At 70.8% G+C, this 26,610-nt stretch carries 27 protein-coding genes; 19 read left to right on the top strand and 8 right to left on the bottom strand.

The genetic code is table 11. The features are described 5' to 3' along the window. The first annotated feature begins 5 nt into the window (after positions 1-5). From ACWDEW_RS19750 to ACWDEW_RS19735, 4 genes are all read left to right on the top strand, one after another. The gene (locus ACWDEW_RS19750; RefSeq protein WP_450514235.1) at positions 6-929 is read left to right on the top strand and encodes an ABC transporter permease; all 924 of its coding nucleotides are present in this window, start codon (positions 6-8) and stop codon (positions 927-929) included. Next, complete coding sequence (locus ACWDEW_RS19745) at positions 922-1,902, top strand: ABC transporter permease (protein ID WP_450514234.1); 981 nt, start codon at positions 922-924, stop codon at positions 1,900-1,902. The genes ACWDEW_RS19750 and ACWDEW_RS19745 overlap by 8 nt, the downstream gene beginning before the upstream one ends. Positions 1,903-2,270: 368 nt before the next feature. Then, positions 2,271-3,245, top strand: a complete 975-nt coding sequence (locus ACWDEW_RS19740; RefSeq protein WP_450514233.1) for an ABC transporter ATP-binding protein — start codon at positions 2,271-2,273, stop codon at positions 3,243-3,245. After that, positions 3,238-4,329 (top strand): ABC transporter ATP-binding protein, encoded by a 1,092-nt coding sequence (locus ACWDEW_RS19735; protein WP_450514232.1) that lies wholly within the window; start codon positions 3,238-3,240, stop codon positions 4,327-4,329. Before ACWDEW_RS19740 ends, ACWDEW_RS19735 begins: the two co-directional genes overlap by 8 nt. A gap of 151 nt (positions 4,330-4,480) precedes the next feature. Here the strand turns inward: ACWDEW_RS19735 and ACWDEW_RS19730 are convergent, their stop codons facing one another. Beyond that, positions 4,481-6,604, bottom strand: coding sequence for a prolyl oligopeptidase family serine peptidase (locus ACWDEW_RS19730; RefSeq protein ID WP_450514231.1), 2,124 nt, complete (start codon positions 6,602-6,604; stop codon positions 4,481-4,483). Positions 6,605-6,806: 202 nt separating this feature from the next. On the opposite strand from ACWDEW_RS19730, the gene ACWDEW_RS19725 reads away from it, so the two are divergent. From ACWDEW_RS19725 to ACWDEW_RS19690, 8 genes are all read left to right on the top strand, one after another. Beyond that, entirely contained in the window at positions 6,807-7,001 is a 195-nt protein-coding gene (locus ACWDEW_RS19725) for a hypothetical protein (protein WP_019058412.1), read from the top strand. A 23-nt stretch (positions 7,002-7,024) separates the two neighbouring features. Continuing rightward, positions 7,025-7,924, top strand: coding sequence for an N-acetyl-1-D-myo-inositol-2-amino-2-deoxy-alpha-D-glucopyranoside deacetylase (mshB, locus tag ACWDEW_RS19720; RefSeq protein WP_450514230.1), 900 nt, complete (start codon positions 7,025-7,027; stop codon positions 7,922-7,924). Continuing rightward, the gene (locus tag ACWDEW_RS19715; RefSeq protein WP_450514229.1) at positions 7,924-8,343 is read left to right on the top strand and encodes a DUF6113 family protein; all 420 of its coding nucleotides are present in this window, start codon (positions 7,924-7,926) and stop codon (positions 8,341-8,343) included. Before mshB ends, ACWDEW_RS19715 begins: the two co-directional genes overlap by 1 nt. Before the next feature lie 150 nt (positions 8,344-8,493). Then, on the top strand, positions 8,494-11,103 hold the full coding sequence (locus ACWDEW_RS19710; RefSeq protein WP_450514228.1) for a hypothetical protein: 2,610 nt from the start codon (positions 8,494-8,496) through the stop codon (positions 11,101-11,103). Between the two features lie 136 nt (positions 11,104-11,239). After that, positions 11,240-12,166, top strand: coding sequence for an ABC transporter ATP-binding protein (locus ACWDEW_RS19705; protein WP_450514227.1), 927 nt, complete (start codon positions 11,240-11,242; stop codon positions 12,164-12,166). After that, the gene (locus tag ACWDEW_RS19700; RefSeq protein ID WP_450514226.1) at positions 12,163-12,894 is read left to right on the top strand and encodes an ABC transporter permease; all 732 of its coding nucleotides are present in this window, start codon (positions 12,163-12,165) and stop codon (positions 12,892-12,894) included. Before ACWDEW_RS19705 ends, ACWDEW_RS19700 begins: the two co-directional genes overlap by 4 nt. Further along, positions 12,891-14,105: a sensor histidine kinase gene (locus ACWDEW_RS19695; RefSeq protein ID WP_450514225.1), complete on the top strand. Its 1,215-nt coding sequence runs from the start codon at positions 12,891-12,893 to the stop codon at positions 14,103-14,105. The genes ACWDEW_RS19700 and ACWDEW_RS19695 overlap by 4 nt, the downstream gene beginning before the upstream one ends. After that, positions 14,102-14,716, top strand: a complete 615-nt coding sequence (locus tag ACWDEW_RS19690; RefSeq protein WP_381243112.1) for a response regulator — start codon at positions 14,102-14,104, stop codon at positions 14,714-14,716. The genes ACWDEW_RS19695 and ACWDEW_RS19690 overlap by 4 nt, the downstream gene beginning before the upstream one ends. Positions 14,717-14,816: 100 nt before the next feature. Here ACWDEW_RS19690 and ACWDEW_RS19685 read toward each other — a convergent pair whose 3' ends face one another. Both ACWDEW_RS19685 and ACWDEW_RS19680 read right to left on the bottom strand, forming a co-directional pair. Further along, positions 14,817-15,695, bottom strand: a complete 879-nt coding sequence (locus tag ACWDEW_RS19685; RefSeq protein ID WP_450514224.1) for a transglutaminase family protein — start codon at positions 15,693-15,695, stop codon at positions 14,817-14,819. Next, complete coding sequence (locus ACWDEW_RS19680; RefSeq protein WP_450514223.1) at positions 15,692-16,741, bottom strand: GNAT family N-acetyltransferase; 1,050 nt, start codon at positions 16,739-16,741, stop codon at positions 15,692-15,694. Before ACWDEW_RS19680 ends, ACWDEW_RS19685 begins: the two co-directional genes overlap by 4 nt. A 140-nt stretch (positions 16,742-16,881) precedes the next feature. On the opposite strand from ACWDEW_RS19680, the gene fdxA reads away from it, so the two are divergent. Together fdxA and ACWDEW_RS19670 are read left to right on the top strand one after the other, a co-directional pair. Then, positions 16,882-17,202, top strand: coding sequence for a ferredoxin (gene fdxA, locus ACWDEW_RS19675; protein ID WP_019058397.1), 321 nt, complete (start codon positions 16,882-16,884; stop codon positions 17,200-17,202). Between the two features lie 128 nt (positions 17,203-17,330). Then, positions 17,331-18,425 (top strand): bifunctional succinyldiaminopimelate transaminase/glutamate-prephenate aminotransferase, encoded by a 1,095-nt coding sequence (locus ACWDEW_RS19670; protein WP_450514222.1) that lies wholly within the window; start codon positions 17,331-17,333, stop codon positions 18,423-18,425. Between the two features lie 143 nt (positions 18,426-18,568). Here ACWDEW_RS19670 and ACWDEW_RS19665 read toward each other — a convergent pair whose 3' ends face one another. Both ACWDEW_RS19665 and ACWDEW_RS19660 read right to left on the bottom strand, forming a co-directional pair. After that, complete coding sequence (locus tag ACWDEW_RS19665) at positions 18,569-19,021, bottom strand: hypothetical protein (RefSeq protein WP_019072065.1); 453 nt, start codon at positions 19,019-19,021, stop codon at positions 18,569-18,571. 272 nt (positions 19,022-19,293) lie between these two features. Further along, the gene (locus tag ACWDEW_RS19660; protein WP_450514221.1) at positions 19,294-20,292 is read right to left on the bottom strand and encodes a heavy metal transporter; all 999 of its coding nucleotides are present in this window, start codon (positions 20,290-20,292) and stop codon (positions 19,294-19,296) included. 85 nt (positions 20,293-20,377) lie between these two features. Here ACWDEW_RS19660 and dapE point away from each other — a divergent pair, with 85 nt between their 5' ends. Together dapE and ACWDEW_RS19650 are read left to right on the top strand one after the other, a co-directional pair. Then, on the top strand, positions 20,378-21,457 hold the full coding sequence (gene dapE / locus ACWDEW_RS19655) for a succinyl-diaminopimelate desuccinylase (protein WP_450514220.1): 1,080 nt from the start codon (positions 20,378-20,380) through the stop codon (positions 21,455-21,457). Positions 21,458-21,534: 77 nt separating this feature from the next. Then, on the top strand, positions 21,535-22,293 hold the full coding sequence (locus ACWDEW_RS19650; RefSeq protein ID WP_450514219.1) for an LOG family protein: 759 nt from the start codon (positions 21,535-21,537) through the stop codon (positions 22,291-22,293). Between the two features lie 110 nt (positions 22,294-22,403). Here ACWDEW_RS19650 and folP read toward each other — a convergent pair whose 3' ends face one another. Beyond that, positions 22,404-23,264 (bottom strand): dihydropteroate synthase, encoded by an 861-nt coding sequence (gene folP / locus ACWDEW_RS19645; protein ID WP_450514218.1) that lies wholly within the window; start codon positions 23,262-23,264, stop codon positions 22,404-22,406. A 135-nt stretch (positions 23,265-23,399) separates the two neighbouring features. Between folP and ACWDEW_RS19640 the strand changes: the two genes are divergently transcribed. After that, on the top strand, positions 23,400-23,747 hold the full coding sequence (locus ACWDEW_RS19640; RefSeq protein ID WP_450514217.1) for a DivIVA domain-containing protein: 348 nt from the start codon (positions 23,400-23,402) through the stop codon (positions 23,745-23,747). Next, complete coding sequence (locus ACWDEW_RS19635; RefSeq protein WP_450514216.1) at positions 23,744-24,319, top strand: DNA-3-methyladenine glycosylase I; 576 nt, start codon at positions 23,744-23,746, stop codon at positions 24,317-24,319. The genes ACWDEW_RS19640 and ACWDEW_RS19635 overlap by 4 nt, the downstream gene beginning before the upstream one ends. A 78-nt stretch (positions 24,320-24,397) precedes the next feature. On the opposite strand, the gene chcB is transcribed toward ACWDEW_RS19635, so the two are convergent. Continuing rightward, a complete protein-coding gene (gene chcB / locus ACWDEW_RS19630; protein WP_450514215.1) occupies positions 24,398-25,201 on the bottom strand; it encodes a 2-cyclohexenylcarbonyl CoA isomerase in 804 nt (267 codons plus the stop codon). A gap of 375 nt (positions 25,202-25,576) precedes the next feature. Between chcB and ACWDEW_RS19625 the strand changes: the two genes are divergently transcribed. After that, complete coding sequence (locus tag ACWDEW_RS19625; protein ID WP_003966491.1) at positions 25,577-25,744, top strand: DUF3117 domain-containing protein; 168 nt, start codon at positions 25,577-25,579, stop codon at positions 25,742-25,744. 87 nt (positions 25,745-25,831) lie between these two features. Here ACWDEW_RS19625 and ACWDEW_RS19620 read toward each other — a convergent pair whose 3' ends face one another. Further along, a complete protein-coding gene (locus tag ACWDEW_RS19620; protein ID WP_450514299.1) occupies positions 25,832-26,530 on the bottom strand; it encodes an O-methyltransferase in 699 nt (232 codons plus the stop codon). Positions 26,531-26,610: the final 80 nt, after the last annotated feature.

Genomic DNA, 26,610 nt, shown 5'->3' with positions numbered 1-26,610 from the left:
CCCGCATGGGACGGTACGTCGTCCGGCGACTGCTGCAGATGATCCCGGTCTTCATCGGCGCCACACTGCTGATCTTCCTGATGGTGAACGTGATGGGCGACCCCATCGCGGGCCTGTGCGGCGACCGGCAGTGCGACCCGGCGACGGCCGCCCAGCTCAAGAAGGAGTTCGGCCTCGACAAGCCCCTGTGGCAGCAGTACCTGACCTACTTGGGGAACATCTTCACCGGTGACTTCGGTACGGCGTTCAACGGCCAGAAGGTCACCGAGCTGATGGCGACCGCGTTCCCCGTCACCATCCGGCTGACCATCGTGGCGATCGTCATCGAGGTCGTCGTCGGCATCACGCTCGGTGTGATCACCGGTCTCAAGCGCGGCCGTCCGGTCGACACCGGGGTGCTGCTGCTCACCCTCGTCGTCATCTCCATCCCGACCTTCGTCACCGGTCTGCTGCTGCAACTGCTGCTCGGCGTCGAGTGGGGCTGGATCAAACCCTCCGTCTCCTCGGAAGCGACCTTCGGCGAACTGATCGTGCCCGGCCTGGTCCTGGCCTCGGTCTCGCTCGCCTACGTCACCCGGCTGACCCGGACGTCCATCGCGGAGAACCGGCGCTCCGACTACGTCCGCACGGCCGTCGCGAAGGGCCTGCCCAGACGCCGGGTGATCGTCCGCCACCTCCTCCGCAACTCGCTCATCCCGGTGGTCACCTTCATCGGCACCGACATCGGCGCCCTGATGGGCGGCGCGATCGTCACCGAGCGGATCTTCAACATCCACGGCGTCGGCTACCAGATCTACCAGGGGATCGTGCGGCAGAACACGCAGACCGTGGTCGGCTTCGTGACGGTCCTCGTCCTCGTCTTCCTGGTCGCCAACCTGCTAGTCGACCTCCTGTACGCCGTACTCGACCCGAGGATCCGCTATGCCTGAGCAGCCGTTCGAGCCGGATCGCGCCATCGCCGGGACCGGCGCGGGCGGCGCGATGGACCTCGCCACGAGCGAGGCGGAGACGCTGGAGAAGACACCCGGGGGACCGGACGGCACCGGCCCGCAGGAGCGGCCCCGCAGCCTCTGGTCCGACGCCTGGCGCGACCTGCGCCGCAACCCGGTCTTCATCATCTCCGCGCTGGTCATCCTCTTCCTGGTGGTCATCTCCCTGTGGCCGTCCCTGATCGCCTCCGGAAACCCCCTCAAGTGCAACCTCGCAAAGGCCCAGGAGGGCTCCCAGCCGGGCCATCCCTTCGGCTACGACGGCCAGGGCTGCGACGTCTACACCCGCACGGTCTACGGCGCCCGTACGTCGGTCACGGTCGGCGTCCTCGCCACGCTGGGAGTCGCGATCCTCGGCTCGGCCCTGGGCGGACTCGCGGGCTTCTTCGGCGGGGCGTGGGACTCGATCCTCTCCCGCCTCACGGACATCTTCTTCGCGATCCCGGTGGTCCTCGGCGGCCTGGTCCTGCTGTCCGTGGTCACCAGCAACACGGTCTGGCCGGTCATCGGCTTCATGGTGCTGCTCGGCTGGCCACAGATCTCCCGCATCGCGCGCGGCTCGGTCATCACCGCCAAACAGAACGACTACGTCCAGGCCGCGCGGGCACTGGGCGCCTCCAACTCCCGCCTCCTGCTACGGCACATCACCCCGAACGCGGTAGCCCCGGTGATCGTGGTCGCCACCATCGCGCTCGGCACGTACATCTCCCTGGAGGCGACCCTGTCCTACCTCGGCGTAGGCCTCAAGCCCCCCACGGTCAGCTGGGGCATCGACATCTCCTCGGCCTCCGCCTACATCCGCAACGCCCCCCACATGCTCCTCTGGCCGGCCGGAGCCCTCGCGATCACCGTCCTCGCGTTCATCATGCTCGGCGACGCGGTGCGCGACGCCCTCGACCCGAAGCTGAGGTGACGGCGCTGTGATGGTGGAAGGGCGCGAGGTGAGGAGCGGGGCGGCCGCCCCGGGGATCCGGCGCGGGCAACCGGCAACCGTGCCGAAGCCCACCGTGTACGGCGGTCCTGGCGCCGCGAGGTGGCAGCCGGCCCCGACCGGCGGGCCGGCGCCCGGTGACCGGGGCGCGGACGCCCGGCCGGCTCTGCGAGCCGGAGTCGGGGTGACGGCGTGCTGACGGCGGAACTGCGTGGCGTGCGGTGGGAGCCGCAGGGTGTGCGGTCCGCTCGGTGCGCTCCGGCCGGACCGGTCCAAGTCGGGGCCGGGGCCGGTGTGTTCGGCGGCGCCGTGTGCGGCGCACTTGATCCGAAGGCGAGGTGACCGGCGTCATGCTGCTCGAAGTGCGGGATCTGCACGTGGAGTTCAGGACCAGGGACGGGGTCGCCAAGGCCGTCAACGGGGTCAACTACAGCGTGGACGAGGGGGAGACCCTCGCCGTGCTGGGGGAGTCGGGGTCCGGGAAGTCCGTGACCGCGCAGGCCGTGATGGGGATCCTGGACGTGCCGCCCGGGAAGATCACCGGCGGCGAGATCCTCTTCCGTGGCCAGGACCTGCTGAAGTTCAAGGAGGAGGAGCGGCGCAAGGTCCGCGGCGCCGAGATGGCGATGATCTTCCAGGACGCGCTGTCCTCGCTCAACCCCGTGCTCTCCGTGGGGGATCAGCTCGGCGAGATGTTCGTCGTGCACAAGGGGATGTCGAGGAAGGACGCGCGCGCCAAGGCCGTCGAGCTCATGGAGCGGGTGCGGATCCCGGCCGCCAAGGAGCGCGTCCGGGACTACCCCCACCAGTTCTCCGGCGGTATGCGCCAGCGCATCATGATCGCGATGGCGCTCGCCCTGGAACCCGCGCTCATCATCGCCGACGAACCCACCACCGCCCTCGACGTCACCGTCCAGGCCCAGGTCATGGACCTGCTCGCCGAGTTGCAGCGCGAGCTCAACATGGGGCTCATCCTCATCACCCACGACCTCGGAGTCGTCGCGGACGTCGCCGACAAGATCGCCGTGATGTACGCGGGCCGGATCGTCGAGTCGGCCCCGGTCCACGACATCTACAAGGCGCCCGCCCACCCGTACACCCGCGGCCTGCTCGACTCCATCCCGCGTCTGGACCAGAAGGGCCAGGAGCTCTACGCCATCAAGGGCCTCCCGCCGAACCTGATGCACATCCCGCCCGGCTGCGCCTTCAACCCCCGCTGTCCGATGGCCCAGGACGTGTGCCGGACCGATGAACCCGAGCTGTACGAGGTTGATCAACACCGGGGCAGCGCCTGCCACTTCTGGAGGGAGTGCCTCAATGGTTGAGTCAACAGGTCGAGCCGGATCAACAGTTGAGCCGATCCTCGAAGTGACCGGACTGGTCAAGCACTACCCGTTGACCCAGGGCATCCTGTTCAAGAAGCAGGTCGGTGCCGTCAAGGCTGTCGACGGTGTCGACTTCACCCTGGGCAAGGGCGAGACCCTCGGCATCGTGGGGGAGTCCGGCTGCGGCAAGTCAACTGTCGCCAAGATGCTGGTCAATCTCGAGCGGCCGACGGAAGGGTCGATCAAGTTCAAGGGCGAGGACATCAGCAAGATGTCCGGCCGCGCCCTGAAGACCGCCCGCCGCAACATCCAGATGGTGTTCCAGGACCCGTACACCTCCCTCAACCCCCGGATGACGGTGGGCGACATCATCGGGGAGCCGTTCGAGATCCACCCCGAGGTGGCCCCAAAAGGCGACCGGCGCAAGCGGGTTCAGGATCTGCTGGACGTGGTGGGACTCAACCCCGAGTACATCAACAGGTATCCGCACCAGTTCTCCGGCGGCCAGCGCCAACGCATCGGCATCGCAAGGGGGTTGGCCCTCCGCCCCGAGGTCATCGTCGCCGACGAACCTGTCTCCGCGCTCGACGTCTCCGTGCAGGCCCAGGTCATCAACCTCCTCGACCGCCTCCAGGACGAGTTCGACCTCTCCTACGTCTTCATCGCCCACGACCTGTCGATCGTCCGGCACATCTCGGACCGGGTCGGGGTGATGTACCTCGGGCGGATCGTGGAGATCGGCAGGGACGAGGAGATCTACGACCACCCGACGCACCCGTACACCCAGGCGCTACTGTCCGCCGTCCCCGTGCCCGACCCCGACGCGCGTGAGCACCGGGAGCGGATCATCCTGTCCGGCGACGTGCCGTCCCCGACGAACGTCCCGTCCGGCTGCCGCTTCCGCACCCGCTGCTGGAAGGCCCAGGAGCGCTGCGCGCTGGAGGTGCCGCTGCTCGCCGTACCGGCCGAGTTCCGGCTCGTGAGCGGGCCCGCCGCGCACGACTCGGCCTGTCACTTCGCGGAGGAGAAGACGGTCGTACCGCCGGAAGAGACTCCGGGCGATCTTGGAAACGGGGCGGAATAACCGCACAAACAGGCATCAACCGCGTTAACACGCAGGCAACTCGGCCGACCCTATCTCGATATACGGACGCGTCAACCTGAACAACGTACGGCCGTGCGGGTGCCGTAAACGGACCGGGGCGCGCCATGTCGCCCCGGTCCGTTGCCCGTTGTCAGCGGGGGAGCCCCAACGCGCGCCGCAGGAAGTCCAGTTGCAGGAGCAGCAGGTTCTCCGCCACCGTCTCCTGCGGGGTCATGTGCGTCACCCCGGACAGGGGGAGCACCTCGTGCGGGCGGCCCGCCGCGAGCAGGGCCGAGGACAGGCGCAGGGAGTGGGCGACCACCACGTTGTCGTCGGCGAGGCCGTGGACGATCAGCATCGGGCGGTGCGGCTCGGCCGCGTCCACCAGGCCCGCGTCGTCGATCACGGAGTTGCGCCGGTAGACCTCGGGCTGCTCGGCGGGGTGCCCGATGTACCGCTCCTGGTAGTGGGTGTCGTACAGCCGCAGGTCGGTGACCGGTGCGCCGACGACCGCCGCGTGGAAGACGTCGGGACGGCGCAGCGCGGCGAGGGCGGCCAGGTAGCCGCCGAACGACCAGCCCCGGATCGCGGCCCGGCCGAGGTCGAGCGGGAAGTCGGCCGCGAGTGCCTGGAGCGCGTCGATCTGGTCCTCAAGGGTGACCGCCGCCACGTCGTCCCTGATCGCCTTCTCCCATGCCGGCGAGCGGCCCGGCGTGCCCCGCCCGTCGGCGACGAGCACCGCGAAACCCTGGTCGGCGAACCACTGCGAGGTGAGGTGCGCGTTGTGCGCGGCGACCACCCGCTGACCGTGCGGACCGCCGTACGGATCCAGCAGAACCGGGAGCGGGCTGGTGCCGTCGTAGTCCCGTGGCATAAGCAGGGCGCACGGGACGCGGCGTGCGCCCCCCTCGGTGAACGTGATGCGCGGGGACATACCGGGATCTTCGGCGTACGACGCGACCGTCACCGTCTTCTTGCCCTCGCGCAGCACCTGTACCTGCGTGCCCGGCCGGTCCGGCACCGCCGACAGCAGGATGGTCACGCCCCCGGCGCGTACCGCCGAGTGCACGCCGGGCTCCTGCGAGACGCGCTCCAGGCCGAGTTCGTTGACCCGGTAGACATGCACCTCGCCGATCTCCGGGGCGGCCGCTGCCTCGCCCGCCGAGGCCGCGACCAGCACATTGTCGTCCGAGACGTCCAGCACCGCGCGGACGTGCAACTGCGGTCCGGTGAGCGGGCGTCCACCGACCGAGAGGACCCGGGCGCCCCCCTCGTCGGCGATCCGCACGAGCCGTCCGGAGGGGCTCCAACAGGGCACGCCAGGGAAAAGATCAAGCCAAATTGGATCTTCGTCGGCATGCACCATCCGGGTCGCCCCGGTGTCCGGCTCCACGGCCAGGAACAGCTGGCTGCGCTGGTCCCGCGCCTGCACGAGCAGCAGCGGCGCACCCGCCGCTGACCAGTGCACTCGCGCCAGATACGGGTACCGCGTCCGGTCCCAGGCGACCTCTGTGCGCACCCCGTTCAACCCGATCACATACAGCCGCACCTCCGCGTTGGCCGTCCCCGCCGCCGGATACGCGACCTGCCGGGGCTCACGCTCCGGGTGGGCCGGGTCGGCGATCCACCAGCGCTCCACCGGCGTGTCGTCCACGCGGGCGACCAGCAGCCGGTCCGAGTCCGGCGACCACCAGAAGCCGCGGGTACGGCTCATCTCCTCGGCCGCGATGAACTCGGCCAGTCCGTAGGTGACTTGTTCCGACTCCGGCTCGGCCAGCGCCCGGTCGCCCTCTCCCTCGGCCCCCACGACCCGCAGGGCGCCGCCGGTGACGTAGGCGATGTGCCGTCCGTCGGGGGCCGGGCGGGGGTCGATCACCGGCCCGGGGACGGGGAGTTCACGTGCCGTGCCGGCCCGCAGCTCGGCCGTGAAAAGCCGCCCTGACAAGGCGAAAGACGCCAACTCGACCTCGCTGTCGGTGGCGTAGCCGACGATCCCCGCACCGCCCTCACGGGTGCGTTCGCGGCGCGCCCGCTCCTCGGGCGAGAGGTGCTCCGAGGCGCCGCCCAGGAGGGCGCGCGGATCGGCCGCGACGCGCTCCTCGCCGCCCGCCGGATCGAGGACCCACAGCGCGTTCGCCCGGTCCGTGCCGGAGGGGGAGCGCAGGAACACGACCCGCGAACCATCGGGCGCCACGCTGAACGCGCGCGGCGCGCCGAGCGTGAACCGCTGGGTACGGGCGTGCCGTCGGGGGAAGGAGTCGGTCTCGGTCGTCATGCCCCGACCATATTGGCCATGCGCCCCCTTGTGCGGCTGTGCGCCGAGCGATGCGCGAGCGCGGATAGTTATGATCACTGGCGCTGGGTGGGTATGAACCTGCTGGCTGCTGTATGGATTTGCTCTACGGATCCACGCCATGGGTCCATTGCCCCCATAGTCCGACCCCCCTAGTCCCTGGGATCATTGGAGGTGAGCCGCCGTGGCACTCTCGATTTCGGCGGTGGTGCTGCTGGCGATCGTCGTCTTCCTTCTGGTCAAGAAATCAGGGCTGAAGGGCGGACACGCGGTCGTCTGTGTCCTCCTCGGGTTCTATCTGGCCTCCTCGACCATCGCGCCCACGATCAGCGATCTCACGACGAACATCGCGAGCATGATCGGCAGCATCAAGTTCTGACGGCCCGCCTTTAGGGTGGGCACATGACCGAACTGCCCTCCCCCACCCTGCGGGCGGGGGGACCCCCATCTCGCTGCGCTCGCCGTCTGCTGCTCGTGCACGCGCATCCGGACGACGAGTCGATCAACAACGGCGCGACCATGGCCAGGTACGCGGCCGAGGGTGCCCACGTGACGCTGGTCACCTGCACCCTCGGTGAGCACGGTGAGGTCATTCCGCCCGCGTCGCGGCACCTGACGGGTGCCGCGCTCGGGAAACACCGGGCGGGCGAGCTCGACGCCGCGATGGGCGAGCTCGGAGTCCGTGACGTCCGTCTCCTCGGCGGTGCCGGTCGCTACCAGGACTCCGGGATGATGGGCACCGCGGACAACGACGACCCGGACTGCTTCTGGCAGGCCGACGTCGACGAGGCCGCCGGACACCTCGTCGAGGTGATCCGCGAGGTGCGCCCGCAGGTCCTGGTCACCTACGACCCCGACGGCGGCTACGGCCATCCCGACCACATCCAGGCCCACCGCGTCGCCATGCGCGCGGCCGAACTCGCAGCCGACGCAGGGCAGTCGATCGCCAAGGTCTACTGGAACCGCGTACCCCGGACCGTCGTCGAGGAAGGCTTCGCGCGGCTGCGGGACGCGCTGCCGGAGCTGCCCTTCGCCGCCACGGCCGCCGTGAACGACGTACCGGGTGTCGTGGACGACGGGCGGATCACCACCGCGATCGACGGCACCGAGTACGCCGCCGCCAAGACCGCCGCGATGCGCGCGCACGCGACCCAGATCGAAGTCGCCCCGGACGATCCGTACTTCGTGCTCTCCAACTACCTCGCGCAGCCGATTCTCACCACCGAGTACTACGAGTTGGTCAAGGGCGAGGCCGGCGGTCCGGCGCCCGAGACCGACCTCTTCGAAGGGCTGGGCCTGTGATGAGCGCGAATCAAGGCGGCGGAAGCCTGCTCGCCCAGCCGCTGCAACGGCCTTCCGGACCACGGGTGTTGGCCTACCTCGGGCTCTTCGTGCTCGGCGCGCTCGTCGGGGCGGCCGGTGCGCTGGTGCAGGGCGCCTGGTTCCCCGGCGGGCTGCTGCTCGCGCTCGCCGGAGCGGGCGGGCTGTTCCTCGGCGGGGCGAGAGCGGCCGGCGGCCGGGGCGGGGCCGTGGCGCCCGCGGCCGGCTGGATGGTCGCCGTCGTGCTGCTCACCGCCAGCCGCCCGGAAGGGGACTTCCTCTTCGGCGCGGGAGTCGGTTCCTATCTCTTCCTGCTCGGCGGAATGGCTGTTGCTGTGATCTGCGCCACGTTGGGTTTGGGGCGGCAACCAACCGGCCCTGACGTCCGACTTGGCAAGTGACGTACCACTTCGCGGTGACGCGCGCGTGCGAGTCCGGTGTGGGTTTCCCCAGCGGCCGTGGGATCCCGCCAAGAAGTGGCCAGTATGGTGGTGCGCGCCGCCGAGTCGCCCGCGGGTGTCGGGCGGCGGAGCCAACCGGGAGAACCTGCCTTGAGTCGTGAAACTGACACTCCGTCCTCCGGGCCCGACGGGCGCGGCGGAGCCGCTTACCCCTCGGGGACCCCGCCGTACGGGACGCCCGCGGCTTCCGACGACCGTACGGATGCGGGGCGTTCGGCCGCGCAGCCGGAGGAACGCAAGACCGAGACGACGCTGACGACCCGGATCCGGATCAACATCCCGGGGTCGCGGCCGATTCCGCCGGTCGTCGTGCGCACGCCCGTCGCGGACACCGAGTCCGCCGGCGGGTCCGCGACTGCGGAGACGCAGTTGCCGAGTTCCGCGCTGCCCACGGGAGTCGTCGAACCGACCGCCGAACTCGCCCTGCCCGCGCCCGAGGAGAAGACCAGCGACTGGTTCGCGCCCCGCAAGTCCGGCCCCCCGAAGGGCGGTCAGGGCGGTGGCGGCACCAACGGCGCCGGAATCCCGGGCGGTTCGGCCGCCGGGACCCCGAGTGCCGGCGCTCCGGCCGCGGGTGCGCCCGGGGCCGCGCGGCCGACCGGCGGCCGGCCCGGCGGTGTGGTCGGTGCCATGGGCCTGCCGAGTGCTTCCCGGCCGGGCGGCGCGAACGGCGGTACGAACGGTGCCGGGTTCGCCGGTGCCACCGGTGGCGGACCAGTTGCCCCCGGGCACGGCGGCGGCACCGGTTCCTTCGATGTGACCGAGGCACTGGCGGCCGGCTCGCTGGGCAACGGTTCCCGTCCGGGTGCCGGCCCCGGCGAACCGCGCCGCGACGAGCTGCCGTACTTCTCGGGGAACGGGCAGGGCGAGCAGGGCGGCCTTCCCGGAGCCGAGGTCCAGGGCAGCGAGCAGGGAGGTTTCCCCGGGCCCGGCGGTCAGGGCGCCCAGGGCGGCTACCCCGGTTCCAACGGACAGGGTTTCCCCGGGACCAACGGTCACGGCGCGCGCTTCGAGCAGTTCCCCGGAGCCGACGGCCAGGGCGTCGGACCCGGCGCCCCGGGCGGCCCCGGTGGACCCAGCGGTTTCAACGGCCCGAACGGGCGCGGCGGTCAGGGCGGTCCCGAAGGCCCCGCGGGCCCGACCGGCGGCCCGGTCACCGGCGACGGCCTGATGCTGCCGCCCGGCCCCACGGGCGGAGCACCGGGCGCACCCAGCGCGCTGAGCGGCTATGCCGACGGCCCGGGCGGCCAGGGTGCGGCCGGCGGCCCGGGTGGCCCCGGTGGTGCGGCCCCCGGCAGGCACAGCGGTCGTGGCAGGGGCCCGGGTGGTCCTGGAGGACCCGGCGGTCCTGGTGGTCCGGGCGCGGGCCCCGGCGGTCCTGGCACAGGCCCTGGTGGCCCCGGCGCAGGCAGCCCCGCCATGGGCCTCGGCGGCCCCGTCACGGCCGGCGGCGCGAGTCTCCCCGGCGCGATCCCCGGCGGCGGGCTCAGCGACGACACCGCGATCCTCACCCCGCAGAAGCTCACGCAGCCCGGCGTGCCCGGCTACGGCGCCCCCGCCGACCAGGTCTCCGGACACACCGTCACCAGCGGCATGCCGGTCGTCCCGGGCAGCGGCACCGCGCCGTTCGGCACGGGCACCCACCCCGACGGACCGCTGCCGCACACGCCCCCGAAGCTGCCCGACCCCGGCTCGGCGCAGGGCGCGCCCGCCGCCAAGAACGCGGGCAAGGGCGCGGCGAAGAAAAAGAAGAAGGGCCGCAGCAAGCTGGTCCTGCTGGGCGTCGGCGTGTTCGTCATCGCGGGTGGTGCCTACGGCGCCGGGCTGCTGATGAACCACACCGACGTGCCCAAGGGCACCACGGTGCTCGGCGTCGACATCGGCGGCGGCACCCGTGACGACGCGGTCAAGAAGCTCGACGACGCGTTCGGCGACCGGGTGAACAAGCCGCTGAAGCTGTCGGTGGGCGGCAGGACCGTCTCGCTCAAGCCGGACCAGGCGGGGCTGCAGTTCGACTTCGCGTCCACCGTCAGCAAGGCCGCCACCAGCGACTACAACCCGGTCTCCGTGATCGGCTCGCTCTTCGGCCAGCACCGGGTCGTCGAGCCCGACATGCCGGCCGACGAGGAGAAGCTCCAGGCCGCCCTGGCGGACCTGGGCGGCGGCTCCGGCTCCGGCGCGGTCACCGAGGGCACGATCCAGTTCACGTCCGGCAAGGCGGTCGCCGTCTACGGCAAGGCGGGCAAGGCCATCAACCCGTCCGGGTCCGTCACGGCGGTGAAGGAGGCGTACCGCAACGAGGTGGAGACCAACACGGCCACCACGGTGACGGTCCCGACCACCACCAAGCAGCCGACGGTCACGAACGCCGAGGTCGACCGCGAGATGAAGGCCTTCGCGGAACCCGCCATGTCCGCGGACGTGACTGTTCAGACGGACACCGCGCACTCGATCCGGATGAGCCCGCAGAACTCCCTGTGGAAGTTCCTCAAGGTGACTGCCGTCGACGGCAAGCTGGTCGACAAGCCCGACCTGACCGCCTTGAAGGAGCTCTACGGTCAGACCTTCGACGGCGTGCTGATCAGCCGGGCCAACGGCAAGAAGACCGCCGTCACACCCCAGGACGTCTACGGCGCCCTGCGCCAGGCCCTGATCAGCAAGACCGACCGGGTGGGGATCATCGACACCAACCCCAGCTAGACCGAGTCCGACCGACCGAGGGGGCACCCGGCACCACGCCGGGTGCCCCCTCGGTCGTAGGACATGACATCTGTCATGTGCCACACCGGACCGCCGACACTGCCGGGCACCGGCCCCGGGCGGCCACGATGGACGCATGACGACAACAGCGGCGACCACCGCCACCCCGGTGGTCGGGTTCGACCAGGTGAGCAAGAGCTACGGCGAGGTCCGGGCCGTCGACGGGCTGTCGCTCGCGCTGCACCCGGGGGAGACGGTGGCCCTGCTGGGGCCGAACGGGGCCGGCAAGTCCACCACCCTCGATCTGCTGCTCGGCCTCAAGCACGCCGACAGCGGCACGGTCAGCGTCTTCGGCACCAGCCCCCGCGAGGCGATCGTCGCCGGCCGGGTGGGCGCGATGCTGCAGAGCGGCGGGCTGATGGACGAGGTCACGGTCGGTGAACTGGTCAAGCTGGCCTGCGACTTGCACCCGAAGCCGTACAAGGTCACCGACGTGATCGCCCGCGCGGGCATCGCCCAGATCGCCGACCGCAAGGTCAACAAGCTCTCCGGCGGCCAGGCCCAGCGCGTCCGCTTCGCCCTCGCGACCGCCGGCGACAGCGACCTGATCGTCCTCGACGAGCCGACCACCGGCATGGACGTCTCCGCCCGGCAGGCCTTCTGGGCCACCATGCGCGAACAGGCGGACCAGGGCCGTACGGTCCTCTTCGCCACCCACTACCTCGAAGAGGCCGACGCCATCGCGGACCGTGTGCTGGTCCTGCACCGCGGCCGGCTGCTCGCCGACGGCACCTCCGCCGAGATCAAGGCCAAGGCGGGCGCCCGCAGGGTCGCCTTCGACCTGGAGGGCGAGATCGACGAGGCACCGATCCGGTCCCTCCCCTTCCTGACCTCCGTGGACATCTCGGGCCAGACGGTCCGCATCCAGTCCACCGACGCCGACGCGACCGTCCACGCGCTCTACGGCCTCGGCGTCTACCCCCGCAACCTCGAAGTCGCCGGACTCGGCCTGGAACAGGCCTTCGTCGCCATCACCACCGCCGAGGAGGCCAAGCAGTCATGAACAGCTTGATCAAACTGGAACTCACCCGCGCCCTGCGCAACCGCAAGTTCCTGTTCTTCTCGGTGATCTACCCGTCCGTGATCTTCCTGCTCGTCTCCAACCAGACCGGCACGGTCGACGGCACCGGCCTGAGCATCGCCAAGTACGTCATGGTCTCCATGGCCTCCTTCGGCGCCCTGACGGCCGTCCTGATGGGCAACAGCGAGCGCATCGCCAAGGAGCGCGAGAACGGCTGGGTACGGCAATTGCGGCTGACCACCCTGCCCGGGCGCGGCTACGTCCTCGCCAAGACCGCGAGTGCCGCGGTCGTCAGCCTGCCGTCCATCGTGGTCGTGTTCATCGTCGCCGCCGTGGTGAAGGACGTACGCCTGGACGCCTGGCAGTGGCTCGCGCTGACCGGCGCGATCTGGGCCGGCAGCCTGGTCTTCGCCGCGCTCGGCGTCGCCATCGGCTACCTCGCCTCCGGGGACGCGGTCCGCCCGATCACGATGATCGTCTACTTCGGACTGTCCATCCTCGGCGGCCTCTGGTTCCCGTCCACGACCTTCCCGACCTGGCTCCAGGACATCGCGAAGTGGCTGCCCACGCACGCGTACGCTGCCCTGGGGCAGGCGATCGAGCAGAGCCGGTCGCCCCACGCCAAGGACATCACCCTCCTCGTCGTCTACTTCGCGCTCTTCGCGGGCGGGGCGGCCTGGCTGTACCGGAAGGACACGCTGAAGGCGTGAGCGCGATGACCGAAGACCCGCTGCCGGAGAAGGCCAGGGTGGAGCGGCTGATCCGGATCGGACAGCCGCCCCGCAACCGGAGCGAGGTGCTGCGCAAGCTGGTGTGGATCCTGCCCTGGCTGGTCTTCCTCGGCGCGCCGGTGCAGGACCTGCTGGCCGGTCACCACACCACCGCTGCCACGACGGCCGGCTGGGCGGGCCTGGTGGCCTTCACCACGATCTACCTGGCCGTCGTCTTCCGCACCATGGGCCGCGCCTACGCCGGCTGGCTCGTCGGCGCCATGGTCGCCGTCCTGTGGGTCCTGGCGGTGGCGCTGACCCTCTCCCTCGGCCACTCCTGGCTCGGCCTCTTCGTCTACGTCTCCGTCACCTGCGGGGTCACCCTTCCGCTGCGCGCCGCGTACTGGACGATCCCGCTGACCACCACCGCGATGATGCTGGCGGGCTGGTTCGTCGACGACCTGGACGACGCCTGGGGCCTCTTCCTGATCGTGCTGCTGGTGGGCTACTCCATGACGGGAGTACGGCAACTCGTGCGCACGACCGTCGAGTTGCGCAAGGCACGGGCCACGGTCGCCCAACTGGCGGCCAACGAGGAGCGGTTGCGCCTGGCCCGGGACCTGCACGACCTGCTGGGCCACTCCCTCTCCCTGATCACACTGAAGAGCGAACTGGCCGGCCGGATGCTCCCCGACCACCCCGACAAGGCGGCCCAGCAGGTCGCCGACATCGAACAGGTCAGCCGCCAGGCCCTGGTGGACGTCCGCGAGGCCGTCACCGGCTACCGCCGCCCCCGCCTCCCCGGCGAACTCGCGGGCGCCCAGGTCGCGTTGGCGGCCGCGGGCGTCACGGCCGACCTCCCCGCCGAACCGGACCTCACCGACGTCCCCGAGGACAGCGAGTCCGCCCTCGCCTGGGCCCTGCGCGAGGCGATCACCAACGTCGTACGGCACAGCGGAGCCCAGCGCTGTGTGGTCGAACTGGTCCGGCGCCAGACCCTGGACGGCCCGATGCTCGAACTCTCCGTCGAGGACAACGGCTCGGGCGGCTCGGGCAAGGGCCCGGGCAACGGTCTGTGCGGGCTCACCGAGCGCCTGGACAAGGTCGGCGGCTCCCTGGAGGCGACCCGCGTCAAGCACGGTTTCAGGCTGGTCGCACGGGTGCCCGCGGGCGTTCCCAGCACCTCGGCGGACGTAGGATCCCCGGCATGAGCCGTACGATCAAGGTCCTCCTCGCCGAGGACCAGTCGATGGTCCGCGAGGCACTGGCCGCCCTGCTCGGCCTGGAGGACGACATCGAGGTCGTCGCCCAAGTGGCGCGCGGCGACGAGGTGTTGGCGGCGGCCCGGGAACACGCCGTGGACGTGGCCCTCCTCGACATCGAGATGCCCGGCTGCACCGGCATCGAGGCGGCGGCCCAGGTCCACAAGGCGCTCCCCGAGGTGAAGCTGGTGGTCCTGACGACCTTCGGCCGCCCCGGCTACCTGCGCAGCGCGATGGAGGCGGGCGCGGACGCGTTCCTGGTGAAGGACGCCCCGGCGGCGCAACTCGCGGCAGCGGTACGGAAGGTACTGGCGGGTGAGCGGGTCATCGACCCGACTCTGGCCGCAGCGGCCCTGGCAGAGGGCGCCAACCCGCTGACCGACCGCGAGCGCGAGGTCCTGCGGGCGGCGGCGGACGGTTCGACGAACGCGGAACTGGCAAAGGCCCTTCATTTGTCGCAGGGGACGGTCCGCAACTACTTGTCGACGGCCATCCAGAAGCTGGCGGTGAGGAACAGGGCGGAGGCGGTACGGATCGCGAGGGAGAAGGGCTGGCTGTAAAACGCTGGCCAGGGGCAATTTTCCGGGGGCGCGGGGCTGTATCGATGTGCGGCTCCGCCGCGTGGGCGCGACCAGCCACAACGCACCCGCACTCGCCAACTCAGTTCAACCTGGCCCTCGCAGACTGCGCCTGCCCCCGCACTCGATCAGCAGCAGGTTCATCCACAACAGCCACCACCTCCGCGTACGCCTCCAACTCGGCAGCCCCGGTGAGGAAATCCCCCCGCTCAACCAGCAGTTGAGCCCGCTCATACCGCAACCGAGCCGAGTGTGAGGGCAACAACAGCGCCAACTCGACGGCCCACAGGGCAACATCCGACCGCTCCGGCCGAGCAGCGGCCCACGCCCGGATGTTGTTCAGGACGCGCGAAACAACCTCCAGCGGCGCCGCGGGCACAAGCATCGAGGGCTCCAGCGAAGCCCCCGTCGCCCCCGCGACCAGCAACTCCGCATCGCCGCCCGACAACACCCGCCCTCCGTCGAACGGATCGGCCAGCACCTGTTCCTCCGCCGGCCCGAACCCCACCACGAAGTGCCCCGGCAGCGCGACCCCGTACACCGGAGCCCCCGCCCGCCGGGCGACCTCCATCCACACCACGGACAACAGGATGGGCAGCCCGCGCCGCCGCCGCAGTACGTCGTGCAGCAGCGAGGACCCCAGCCGCTGGTAGTCGCCGGGCGTGCCCCGGAACTCGAAGCGGACGCCGAGGAGTTGGTGCAGCGCGTTCGCCCAGGCGGAGGGCCCGCCGGGGCGGTACGGCAACTGACCGGCCAGCCGGTCGAGTTCGACCTGCGCCGCGTCGATGCCGGAGTCGTCCAGCGCCCCGTCGGCCGTCGCCCCCACCAGCAGGCAGAGCGTGGTCAGATCGGGCCGCTCGGACCGCGCCTCCTCGGCGAACCGGGCACGTACCTCCGCCGACCGCTCGGGCGACGGGGGGGAGGGACAGGGAACGGGCATGGCGAACTCGAACCCCCTCATGACGAAGCGTCGCGACCGGTGACACCGGTGACACCGGTGTCACCGGTCGAGGCCGGCTCGCGATAGTGGTGGTAGGCGTGGTGCGCCGCGAACCCCATTCCGGCGTACAGCGCCCGGGCCCCCGCGTTGTCCTCCTCGACCTGCAACCACGCGGCCGACGCCCCCTCCTCCAGCGCCCGCGAGGCCAGCGCGGCCATGACGAGCGAGGCGAGCCCCCGCCGCCGTAGCGCCGGATCCACCTCGACGGCACCGAAACCGGCCCAGCGCCCGTCGACGACACACCGCCCGACGGCCGCGGGAGCCGAATCCGGGGCCTCCGCGGGCACGGTCGCGAACCACACCGACGGTCCGCCGCCCAGTACCTTCAGGGCCACCTCGCTCACCCCCTTGCGCTGATAGCGGGCCAGCCACGCGTCGTCGGCCGTCCTGGAGAGGACGACCCCGGCCGGGTCGGCCCGGTCGGCGACCGGGGCCAGGGCCCCGACCCACAGCTCGGCCGTCACCTCCCGGGTCCAGCCGCGCCGCTCCAGCTCCGCACAGAGCAGCTCCTGCGTGCCCTCGGCGCCGGTCGCGGTCTGGACGTAGGCGGGCAGCCCGTGGTCGCCGTACCACCGTCGTACGGCGGTGAGGGCCGCGTCGAGGGGCAGGCCGGGATCGCCGAGCGGGAGCACGGAGTTGGCGCGGCGGGTGAATCCGGCGGCGGCGCGCAGCTCCCACTCGCCGAGCCGCTCGCTCTCCACCGGCAGCCAGCCGCGCGCGGAGACCTGTGCCAGTTCCCGGTAGGTGGCCGCGGGCCCGCGCCGACGGGCCGGAGCGGCCGGTACGACCTTGCCCGCCACCAGCGAGGATTCCGAAATATGCACGGTCTCCCCACCTTTCCGTGTGATCGTCAGCACACCGCTGTCCCATGATGTGAGAACACCCACCGTGTCGGTGAACTTCTCGGCCGTGTCTTCAGCATCTGACAAGCACCTGACGGACACCCGTTTGCCCACGTCAGCAGCGGTGATGCGGACCTCAAGACGTCCGGCCGCAGAGATTTCCACAGGTCAGTTCACCCCTCCTGTATGGATCACGCCCCGGAACGGAGATACTAGGTGCGGGCATGGACGACGCCGCGCTCCAGCGCGCCTGGCGGCGGAGCCTACGGAGGCCCGCCAGCGCCCTATCGAGGAGGAACGACAGCGTGACCTACGTCATCGCGCAGCCTTGTGTCGACGTCAAGGACAAGGCGTGCATCGAGGAGTGCCCGGTCGACTGCATCTACGAGGGCTCACGGTCCTTGTACATCCACCCGGACGAATGCGTCGACTGTGGAGCCTGTGAGCCGGTGTGCCCGGTCGAGGCGATCTTCTACGAGGACGACACTCCCGAGGAGTGGAAGGACTACTACAAGGCGAACGTCGAGTTCTTCGACGAGCTCGGCTCCCCGGGCGGTGCCAGCAAGCTGGGTCTGATCGAGCGCGATCACCCCTTCGTCGCCGCGCTGCCGCCGCAGAACCAGTAAGAGCGGCCCGCACAGACGCGCCGCCTCGGTCCCGTACGGCCTGATCACGCCCGATCAGCGCCCTACGGGGCCGAGGCGTTTGCCGTACCGGGTCTACCGGTCGTACCGATGAAAGTGAGCGAGCAACCGTGTCCGCAGTCTCCGACCGTCTGCCCACCTTCCCCTGGGACAAGCTGGAGCCGTACAAGAAGACGGCGTCGGCGCACCCGGGCGGCATCGTCGACCTGTCGGTCGGCACCCCGGTGGACCCGGTCCCCGATCTGATCCAGAAGGCCCTGATCGACGCGGCCGACTCGCCCGGCTACCCCACGGTCTGGGGCACCCCGGCCCTGCGCGACGCGCTCACCGGCTGGGTCGAACGCCGTCTCGGCGCCCGAGACGTCACCCACCGCCACGTCCTGCCGATCGTCGGCTCCAAGGAACTGGTCGCCTGGCTCCCCACGCAGTTGGGCCTCGGCCCGGGCGACCGCGTCGCGTATCCCCGCCTCGCCTACCCGACGTACGAGGTCGGCGCCCGTCTGGCCCGCGCGGACTACGAGGTCTACGACGACCCGCGCGACCTGGACCCGGCCGGCCTCAAGCTCCTCTGGCTGAACTCGCCGTCCAACCCGACCGGCAAGGTCCTCTCGAAGCAGGAACTCACCGAGACCGTCGCCTGGGCCCGCGAGCACGGCGTCCTGATCTTCTCCGACGAGTGCTACCTCGAACTGGGCTGGGAGGCCGACCCGGTCTCGGTCCTGCACCCGGACGTCAACGGCGGCTCCTACGACGGCGTCGTCGCCGTCCACTCCCTCTCCAAGCGCTCGAACCTCGCCGGCTATCGCGCCGCCTTCCTGGCCGGCGACCCGGCGGTCCTCGCCCCGCTCCTGGAGATCCGCAAGCACGGCGGAATGATGACCTCGGCCCCCACGCAGGCGGCGGTCGTAGCGGCCCTGGGCGACGACACCCACGTCCAGGAGCAGCGCGAGCGCTACAAGGCCCGCCGCACCCTCCTGCGCGAAGCGCTGACCGCCCACGGCTTCCGCATCGAACACAGCGAGGCCAGCCTCTACTTGTGGGCAACACGGGACGAGTCCTGCTGGGACACGGTGGCCCACCTGGCCGACCTGGGCATCCTGGTGGCACCGGGCGACTTCTACGGAGAAGCGGGCGACCGCTTCGTACGGGTAGCGCTGACGGCAACGGACGAGCGAGTAGGGGCAGCTGTAAACCGGCTGAGCTGAAGGTTCTCGCTTTGAGGGGCGCGGGGCTGTGACATTTGCGGCTCCGTCGCGTGGGCGCGACCGGCCCCCACCGGCAGTCAGCCAAGAAACCGGCATGAAAAAGGGGTCCAGGGAACTCCCTGGACCCCTTCAACGCAGGGCGCCTAGCCGAGCGGCAGCCCCTTCAACGGCAGCTCCTGAGCCGTCGGCAGCCCACCCTTGGTGACCGCGTCGGTCGGCAGGCCTCCACCCGCCGTGGCGGTCTTGGCGGTGTCACCGAGCAGGCCGCCGGCCTGCCCAGCCGTGTCCCCGGCAACGTGCTGCGCAGCCGGAGCCACCGTCTTGGCGACCTTCCCGCCGGTCTTGCCTGCGGCCGGTACCGCCTTCTCCAGCGTCTGGCCACCGGACTTGCCGGCGACCCCCGTGACGTTCTGGCTCGCGCCGTCGACCGTGTTGCCGACGCTCGCCCCGTCCAGGGCGGTCAACGCGCCCAGGTTCGGGGTGGCCGGCAGGGAGGGGGCCGCACTGGCGGAGCCGGCCGCACCGACCCCGGCTGCCGCTCCCGCTGCGACGAGCAGCGCGGCACGGGCGATCCGGCGGGTCAGGGGGAGGGACATGATGCTCCTTGTGTTGATCTCCGGGCTCGGACGCAGTGACTACCGCTCGAAGCGCGCGAAGGTTGCGGAGCGCCAACGTAAAGAGTTGGCAATGCGTCGCATTATCAGCTACGGATAAAAACGGACAAAGGTCGCCCGGTCCGAAAGTCCGTCGAATGCTTGCAGCCCTTTGTTTTCAAGGACTCCGGCGCACCCGAGGGTGACCACGCGAAAACCTGAGCACCCTCGACCCGGGACCGACCACGCATAACCCCTACGGGTGAGGACCCGTACTACTGCCCGGTCGGCCCCTCGGTCTGGATGCGGACCCCGCCCGCGGCCTTCGTGCCGGTCGAGTGCCACGGGTCGTCCGCGCTGCCGGCGGCCCACTCGCGCCCGGCGTACGACACGCGATCGATGTGCAGCGCCGAGGAGTTGGCCACCGCCCAGTGGGCGAGCTGCCAGCCGGTCTTCGTGCTGCCGGACCGGACCGGCAGGGTCACCGTGCTGCTCCCGCCGGTCGCACTCGCGCTCGGAGACGGCGTGGCCGTGCCTTTCGCCTTCGTTTTGGACTTGGACGTGCCCTTGGACGTGGAGCCGTCGCCGGTCACCTCCGCGCCGGTCTCCTTCAGCACCTCGCGCCCGAAGTCCCGTACCAGCGCGGCCCGTACGGCGTCCGGGCCGGTGGCGGTCACGGTGGTGTCCGGGAGGCCCTGGCAGGTCAGCGTGGCGGCCGACTGCCCGGTGAGGGCGGCGGACAGCAGCGCGGCGTCGGGCTCGTGCTTGGCGTACGCCTCCGGGTAGCCGCTGCGCTGCACGCGCTGCGCGGCGACCGTGAGGGGGAGCTTCTGGTAGTCGTCCACCTTGGCCAGGTGCTCGTAGAAGACGCCCGCCGCGTACGTCGGGTCCATGATCTGCTTCTCGGTGCCCCAGCCCTGCGAGGGCCGCTGCTGGAACAGGCCGAGCGAATCCCGGTCCCCGTGGGTGATGTTGACGAGCTGCGACTCCTGGATCGCGGTCGCCAGCGCGATGGTCACGGCCCGCTCGGGCATCCCGCGCCCGGTGCCGACGGCGGCGATCGTCGCCGCGTTCATCGTCTGCTCCTGCGTGAACTCGAACTCCTGGCCGTCGCCCTTCCCGGAGACCACCTTGCAACCGGGGCCGCCCCGGCCGCCTGTGACGTACTGGACGACCAGATAGCCCGCGACCGCGAGCAGCACCACGAAGGCGGCCGAGAACCTGAAGAGGCGGCCGCGTCGACGCTTCTTTGGGGTGGGGGACTGCTCAGGCATCCTCACAAGGTAGCGGAGGCTCCTGTTACCGCTGAGCCGGGTGTGGACAAACGGTGGAGACGCCCTTCGCGTTAGGGTCGACGGCATGGCCGATACCCCACTTGACCTCACGCTGGACGCCGCACGCCTCACCGCGCAGCTCGTCGACCTCCCCTCGGAGAGCGGCAGCGAGAAGCCCCTCGCGGACGCGATCGAGACCGCGCTGCGCGCCCTGCCCCACCTGACGGTCGACCGGTACGGCAACAACATCGTCGCGCGCACGAACCTGGGCCGTACGGAACGCGTCATTCTGGCCGGCCACATCGACACGGTCCCGATCGCCGGAAACGTCCCCTCGCGCCTCGACGAGCACGGCGTCCTGTGGGGCTGCGGCACCTGCGACATGAAGGCCGGCGTCGCCGTCCAACTCCGCCTCGCGGCCACGGTCCCGGCCCCCAACCGCGACCTCACCTTCGTCTTCTACGACAACGAGGAGGTCGCCGCTCCTCTCAACGGCCTCAAGCACGTCTCCGAAGCCCGTCCCGAGTGGCTGGCGGGCGACTTCGCGGTCCTCCTGGAGCCGACGGACGGTCAGGTCGAGGGCGGCTGCCAGGGCACGCTCAGGGTGTTCCTGAAGTTCAAGGGCGAACGAGCGCACTCCGCGCGCGCGTGGATGGGCTCCAACGCGATCCACGCGGCCTCCAGGGCACTGGCCAAGCTCGCCGCGTACGAGCCCCGCACGCCGGTCGTTGACGGCCTTCAGTTCCACGAGGGCCTCAACGCGGTGCGGGTGGAAGGGGGCGTGGCCACCAACGTCATCCCCGACGAGTGCACCCTGGTCGTCAACTTCCGCTACGCGCCCGACCGCAGCGAGGCGGAGGCGGAGGCCTTCGTGCGCGAGTACTTCGCCGACTGCGGGGTCGACGAGTTCGTCGTGGACGACCACACCGGGGGAGCCCGCCCCGGCCTCAACCACCCGGCCGCGGCGGCCTTCATGGCGGCCGTCGGCGGCGAGGCCCGCCCCAAGTTCGGCTGGACGGACGTGGCCCGCTTCAGCGCCCTCGGAGTGCCCGCGGTGAACTACGGCCCCGGTGCCCAACTCCTCGCCCACAAGGTCGACGAGAGGGTCGAGGCGGCTCTCATCCCCGAGGCGGAGCGGCGGCTGCGGGACTGGCTCACCGCCTGACATCCGTATGTCCCCCCTCCGTAACCCGCGTAGACCTACGCTGAGGTACGAAACACCTGCAAGTGGAGGGAGCGCACATGGCTACAGGCAACCCCGAGGGCAAGCAGCAGCCACCGGAGGAGCAGCGCCTGGGACCGGTCCTCCGGAGGCGCGGCCAGGTGACCGCGAGCACGACCGACCAGCGTCTCCTGGACGCGGGCGGCCCCTCGGACTGGGTCCACACCGACCCGTGGCGCGTTCTGCGCATCCAGTCGGAGTTCATCGAGGGCTTCGGCACACTGGCCGAACTGCCGCCCGCGATCAGCGTGTTCGGCTCGGCCCGCACCAAGCCGGACTCACCGGAGTACGAAGCGGGCGTACGGCTCGGACGCGGCCTGGTGGAGGCCGGGTGGGCTGTGATCACCGGCGGCGGCCCCGGAGCCATGGAGGCGGCCAACAAGGGCGCTCTGGAGGCCAAGGGCATCTCCGTCGGCCTGGGCATCGAGCTGCCTTTCGAGCAGGGGCTCAACCCCTACGTCGACATCGGCCTGAACTTCCGTTACTTCTTCGTCCGCAAGATGATGTTCGTCAAGTACGCCCAGGGCTTCGTGGTCCTGCCCGGCGGCCTCGGCACCCTCGACGAACTCTTCGAGGCCCTCACCCTCGTGCAGACCCAGAAGGTCACCCGCTTCCCGATCGTGCTGTTCGGCAGCGAGTACTGGGGCGGCCTGGTCGACTGGCTGAAGAACACCCTGATCGCCCAGGGCAAGGCGTCGGAGAAGGACCTCCTGCTGTTCCACGTGACGGACGACGTGGACGAGGCGGTAGCGCTCGTATCAAAGGAAGCCGGCCGGTAGTGATCAGCCCGTCCGGCGTTTGAGGACGAGGCCCCTTCAGGGCCGAAGCGGGGGTCTGGGGGCGGCAGCCCCCAGGGACGGGACGGGCAGGGGCGGTGGGGGCGAAAAAATCAGGCCAGCCCCCGCCGCGCCACAGCCGGCGGCCGATGCCCCGCGATCGACGCCACCATGTCCAGCACCTGCCGCGTCTCCGCGACCTCGTGCACGCGGTACACCTGGGCACCCAGCCACGCGGACACCGCGGTGGTCGCCAACGTACCGACGACCCGCTCCTTCACCGGCTTGTCGAGCGTCTCGCCCACGAAGTCCTTGTTGGACAGCGACACCAGCACCGGCCACCCCGTCTCGACCATCTCGCCTAGCCGCCGCGTCGCCTCCAGACTGTGCCGCGTGCTCTTCCCGAAGTCGTGCCCGGGATCGATCAGCACCGACTCCCTGGCCACGCCCAGCGAAACGGCCCGCTCGGCGAGCCCCAGGGTCACGCGCAGGATGTCGGCCATGACGTCGTCGTACGTCACCCGGTGCGGCCGCGTCCGCGGCTCGGCGCCGCCCGCGTGCGTGCACACCAGCCCCACGCCGTACCGCGCGGCGACCTCCGCGAGCTGCGGATCGACGCCGCCCCACGCGTCGTTCAGGAGATCCGCGCCGGCCTCGCAGACGGCCTCGCCGACCTCGTGCCGCCAGGTGTCGACGCTGATGATCACGTCCGGGAAGCGGCGCCGCACCTCGGCCACGAAACCGACCGTGCGCCGCGCCTCCTCCTCGGCGGTCACTTCCTCGCCGGGGCCGGCCTTGACCCCGCCGATGTCGATGATGGCGGCGCCTTCGGCCACCGCGTGCTCCACGCGCGCGAGGGCGGGCTCGTCGCGGAACGTCGCCCCCTGGTCGTAGAAGGAGTCCGGGGTCCGGTTCACGATCGCCATGATCACCGGCTCGTGCGCGTCGAATTCACGCCTGCCCAGCCTGAGCATCCCCTGTGACCTCTCCTAGTACTGACCCGTCTTCAGCCGCCTGTGACCCTAACTGTCAGCGTCGCATGGCACGATCGGACCCTGACACATTCGGCTTCGGCACGTCCGACATCGACGCCCGTGGAGACTCCAGCGATGTTCATGTTCCTGTTCCTGGTCGTCGGGCTGGCCGTCGTGGTCGGCGCCGTGACCCTCTCGGTGATCGGCGGCGGCGAGAACGCCCCGCTGCCCGACGTCGCGCCCGAGCGCCTCGACGACGCGCTGCCCCCGGACCGGCCCGTGGACCAGGCCGACGTGGAGAGCATCCGCTTCCCGCTCGCCGTGCGGGGCTACCGCATGGCCGAGGTGGACGACGCGCTGGGCCGCATCGCCGCCGAACTCGCCGAGCGCGACGCCCGGATCGCCGACCTGGAGTCCGCGCTGGCGGGCGCGCAGAGGCACCGCGTCTCGATCGAGAAGCCCGCCGAAGGCGACCACCAGTGAGCGAGGCCGTGGCCGGTCCCGACGGCGGGCTGCGCTGCCCCTGGGCGCTGTCCACCGAGGACTACGTCACGTACCACGACGAGGAGTGGGGCCACGCGGTCCACGGCGACGACGCCCTCTTCGAGCGGCTCTCCCTGGAGGCCTTCCAGTCGGGCCTCTCCTGGATCACGATCCTGCGCCGCCGCGAGGGATTCCGGGCCGCGTTCGACGGCTTCCGCATCGCCAAGGTCGCCGCCTTCACGGACGCCGACCGCGAACGCCTGCTCCTCGACGCGGGCATCATCCGCAACCGCCTCAAGATCGACGCCACGATCGCCAACGCGCGCGTGCTGGCCGACTGGGCGCCGGGCGAACTGGACGAGTTCATCTGGTCCCACGCCCCCGAGCCGGGCCCGGCCCCGAAGACACTCGGGGACGTCCCGGCGGTCACGGACGAGTCGACGGCCCTGTCGAAGGCCCTGAAGAAGCGGGGCCTGAAGTTTGTCGGCCCGACGACGGCGTATGCCTTGATGCAGGCGTGCGGACTGGTCAACGACCACTTGGAGACCTGCGTTGCCAGGAGCGCCCCTTAGGGGCGCCGGGCTGTATCGACATGCGGCTCCGCCGCGTGGGCACGACCAGCCACAGCGGACCCGCAGCCCCCGATGGCGCTATCGACCCAAGTACTTCGGCGTCTCCTTGTTGACGAACGCCTCCACAGCGATCGCGTGATCCTCCGACGCGCCCGCCCGAGCCTGGAGTTCGTCTTCTTTCTCCAGCGTCTCCTCAAGGGTGTGCGAGAGCCCGTACGCCACCGACTCCTTCAGCGCCGCATACGCGACCGTCGGCCCACTGGCCAACGCCCGCGCAACCTGCTCGGCCTCGGCGTGCAGCTCGCCCGCGGGCACGAGACGGTTGGCGATCCCGAGGTCGTACGCGTCCTGCGCCGTGATCGTGCGCGGGAACAGCAGCAGGTCCGAGGCGCGCCCGGGACCGACGACCCTGGGCAGCGTCCAGGAGATGCCGGAGTCCGCGGTCAGCGCCACGCCCGCGAAGGACGTGTTGAAGCCCGCGCGGTCCGACACCACGCGGTAGTCCGCGGCCAGCGCGAGCCCGAAGCCGGCCCCGGCCGCGACGCCGTTCACCCCGGCCACCACGGGCTTCGCCATCCCGGCCAGCGCCCGCACGATGGGGTTGTAGTGCTCTTTGACCGTCGTCATGGTGGCCCCGGTCCCGGCCTCGCGGTCGGAGGCCAGCAGGGTGATGTGCTCCTTGAGGTCCTGGCCCACGCAGAACGCCCGCTCGCCGGCCGCGGTCAGCAGCACCGCCCGTACGGCGTCGTCGCCCGCCGCGGCCCGGACCGCCTCCCGGAGGGCGACCTTGGTCGCGATGTTCAGCGCGTTCATCGCCTCCGGGCGGTTCAGCGTGATCTTCGCGAGTCCGTCGCTCACCTCGTAGAGCACGGTGTCGGCCATGGTGGGTCCCCTCCGGTGTCGCCGCTCCGGCGTACCGGTCGGTACGCCCTGTGTCCGTAGGACAGCATGGCGGAGATCGCCGTCCACGCGCCGGACCGGACGTGTGACCTGCGTCAAAGAATTCCGGGGCGGATTCGGTCGGCGGGGGTCCGCGCGGCGGCGAAGTATCGCAGTCACATCGGCGAATTGAGTGGTTTTGCTCGCGCGCGTTGCCCAAGCGATGCCGACTGATGTTGGTCATCGGGTCCTGAGATGCGGGATAATGGCTTGGAAGCAATGTGTTCGATGCCGGTGACGCGTGTCTCATTAGGGGCCGCGCGTGCCCTCCATGGGGCCGTCGGCGACGATGAGCTGGTTTCAGGAAGGGGAACGAGCATGGCGGCCATGAAGCCGCGGACGGGCGATGGCCCGCTCGAGGTGACCAAGGAGGGGCGGGGCATCGTCATGCGCGTTCCGCTCGAAGGCGGCGGTCGGCTCGTCGTCGAGCTGACCCCTGACGAGGCCGACGCCCTGGGCGACGCCCTCAAGAAGGTCGTCGGCTGACGCGGCGGAACGCGCCCATACCCCTTCAGCTGCCCCGGCATCCGAGATGGTGCCGGGGCAGCTGCTTTCCCGAGTTCCCACGGCGTCCTACCGCTTGACCGCGCACAGCAGCCCGTCGCCCACCGGGAGCAGCGACGGCACCAGCTCCGAAGTCTCGCGCACCGCCCGCAGCAGCTCGCGCAGCCGCAGCACCTCGGTCGGCTGCGGGCCCGAGTCGACGGTCCGGCCGTTGGCGAAGACGCCCTCGAAGACCACCAGGCCACCCGGACGCAGCAGGCGCAACGATTCAGCGAGATAGTCCAGGAACTCCTGGCGGTCGCCGTCGCAGAACACGAGGTCGTAGCCGGCGTCCGCGAGCCGGGGCAGCACGTCGAGGGCGCGGCCCGGGATGAAGCGGGCCCGGTTGCTGGCGAAGCCGCAGGCGCGGAAGGCCTGGCGGGCGAACTGCTGGTGGTCCGGCTCCTGGTCGACGGTGGTCAGTACCCCGTCCGGCCGCATGCCGTGGAGAAGATGCATCCCGGACACGCCGGTCCCGGTACCGATCTCCGCCACCGCCTTCGCGTCCACGGTGGCGGCCAGCATCCGCAGCGCGGCGCCCGTGCCGGGCGACACCGAGCGCAGCCCTGCCTCGCGGGCCCGGTCCCGGGCCCAGCGCAGTGCTTCGTCCTCGGCGACATAGGCGTCGGCGAACGCCCAGCTCGTCTGCCGGTTGCCGGTAATGACCCTCTCCTGTCCCCGTGGTTGCCTGGGCGTGACTGTATCCGTTGGTGCCGGGAACCTGCTGATGGGACCGGGCGTTTAGAGGGGGAGGAATGCACTGGGGGACGCGGCCGGAGGGGAGAGCGGGGGATGAGGACGGATCAGGA

The sequence above is a fragment of the Streptomyces sp. NPDC001100 genome, from assembly GCF_053598575.1.
This window is presented reverse-complemented; position numbering and strand designations above follow the sequence as displayed.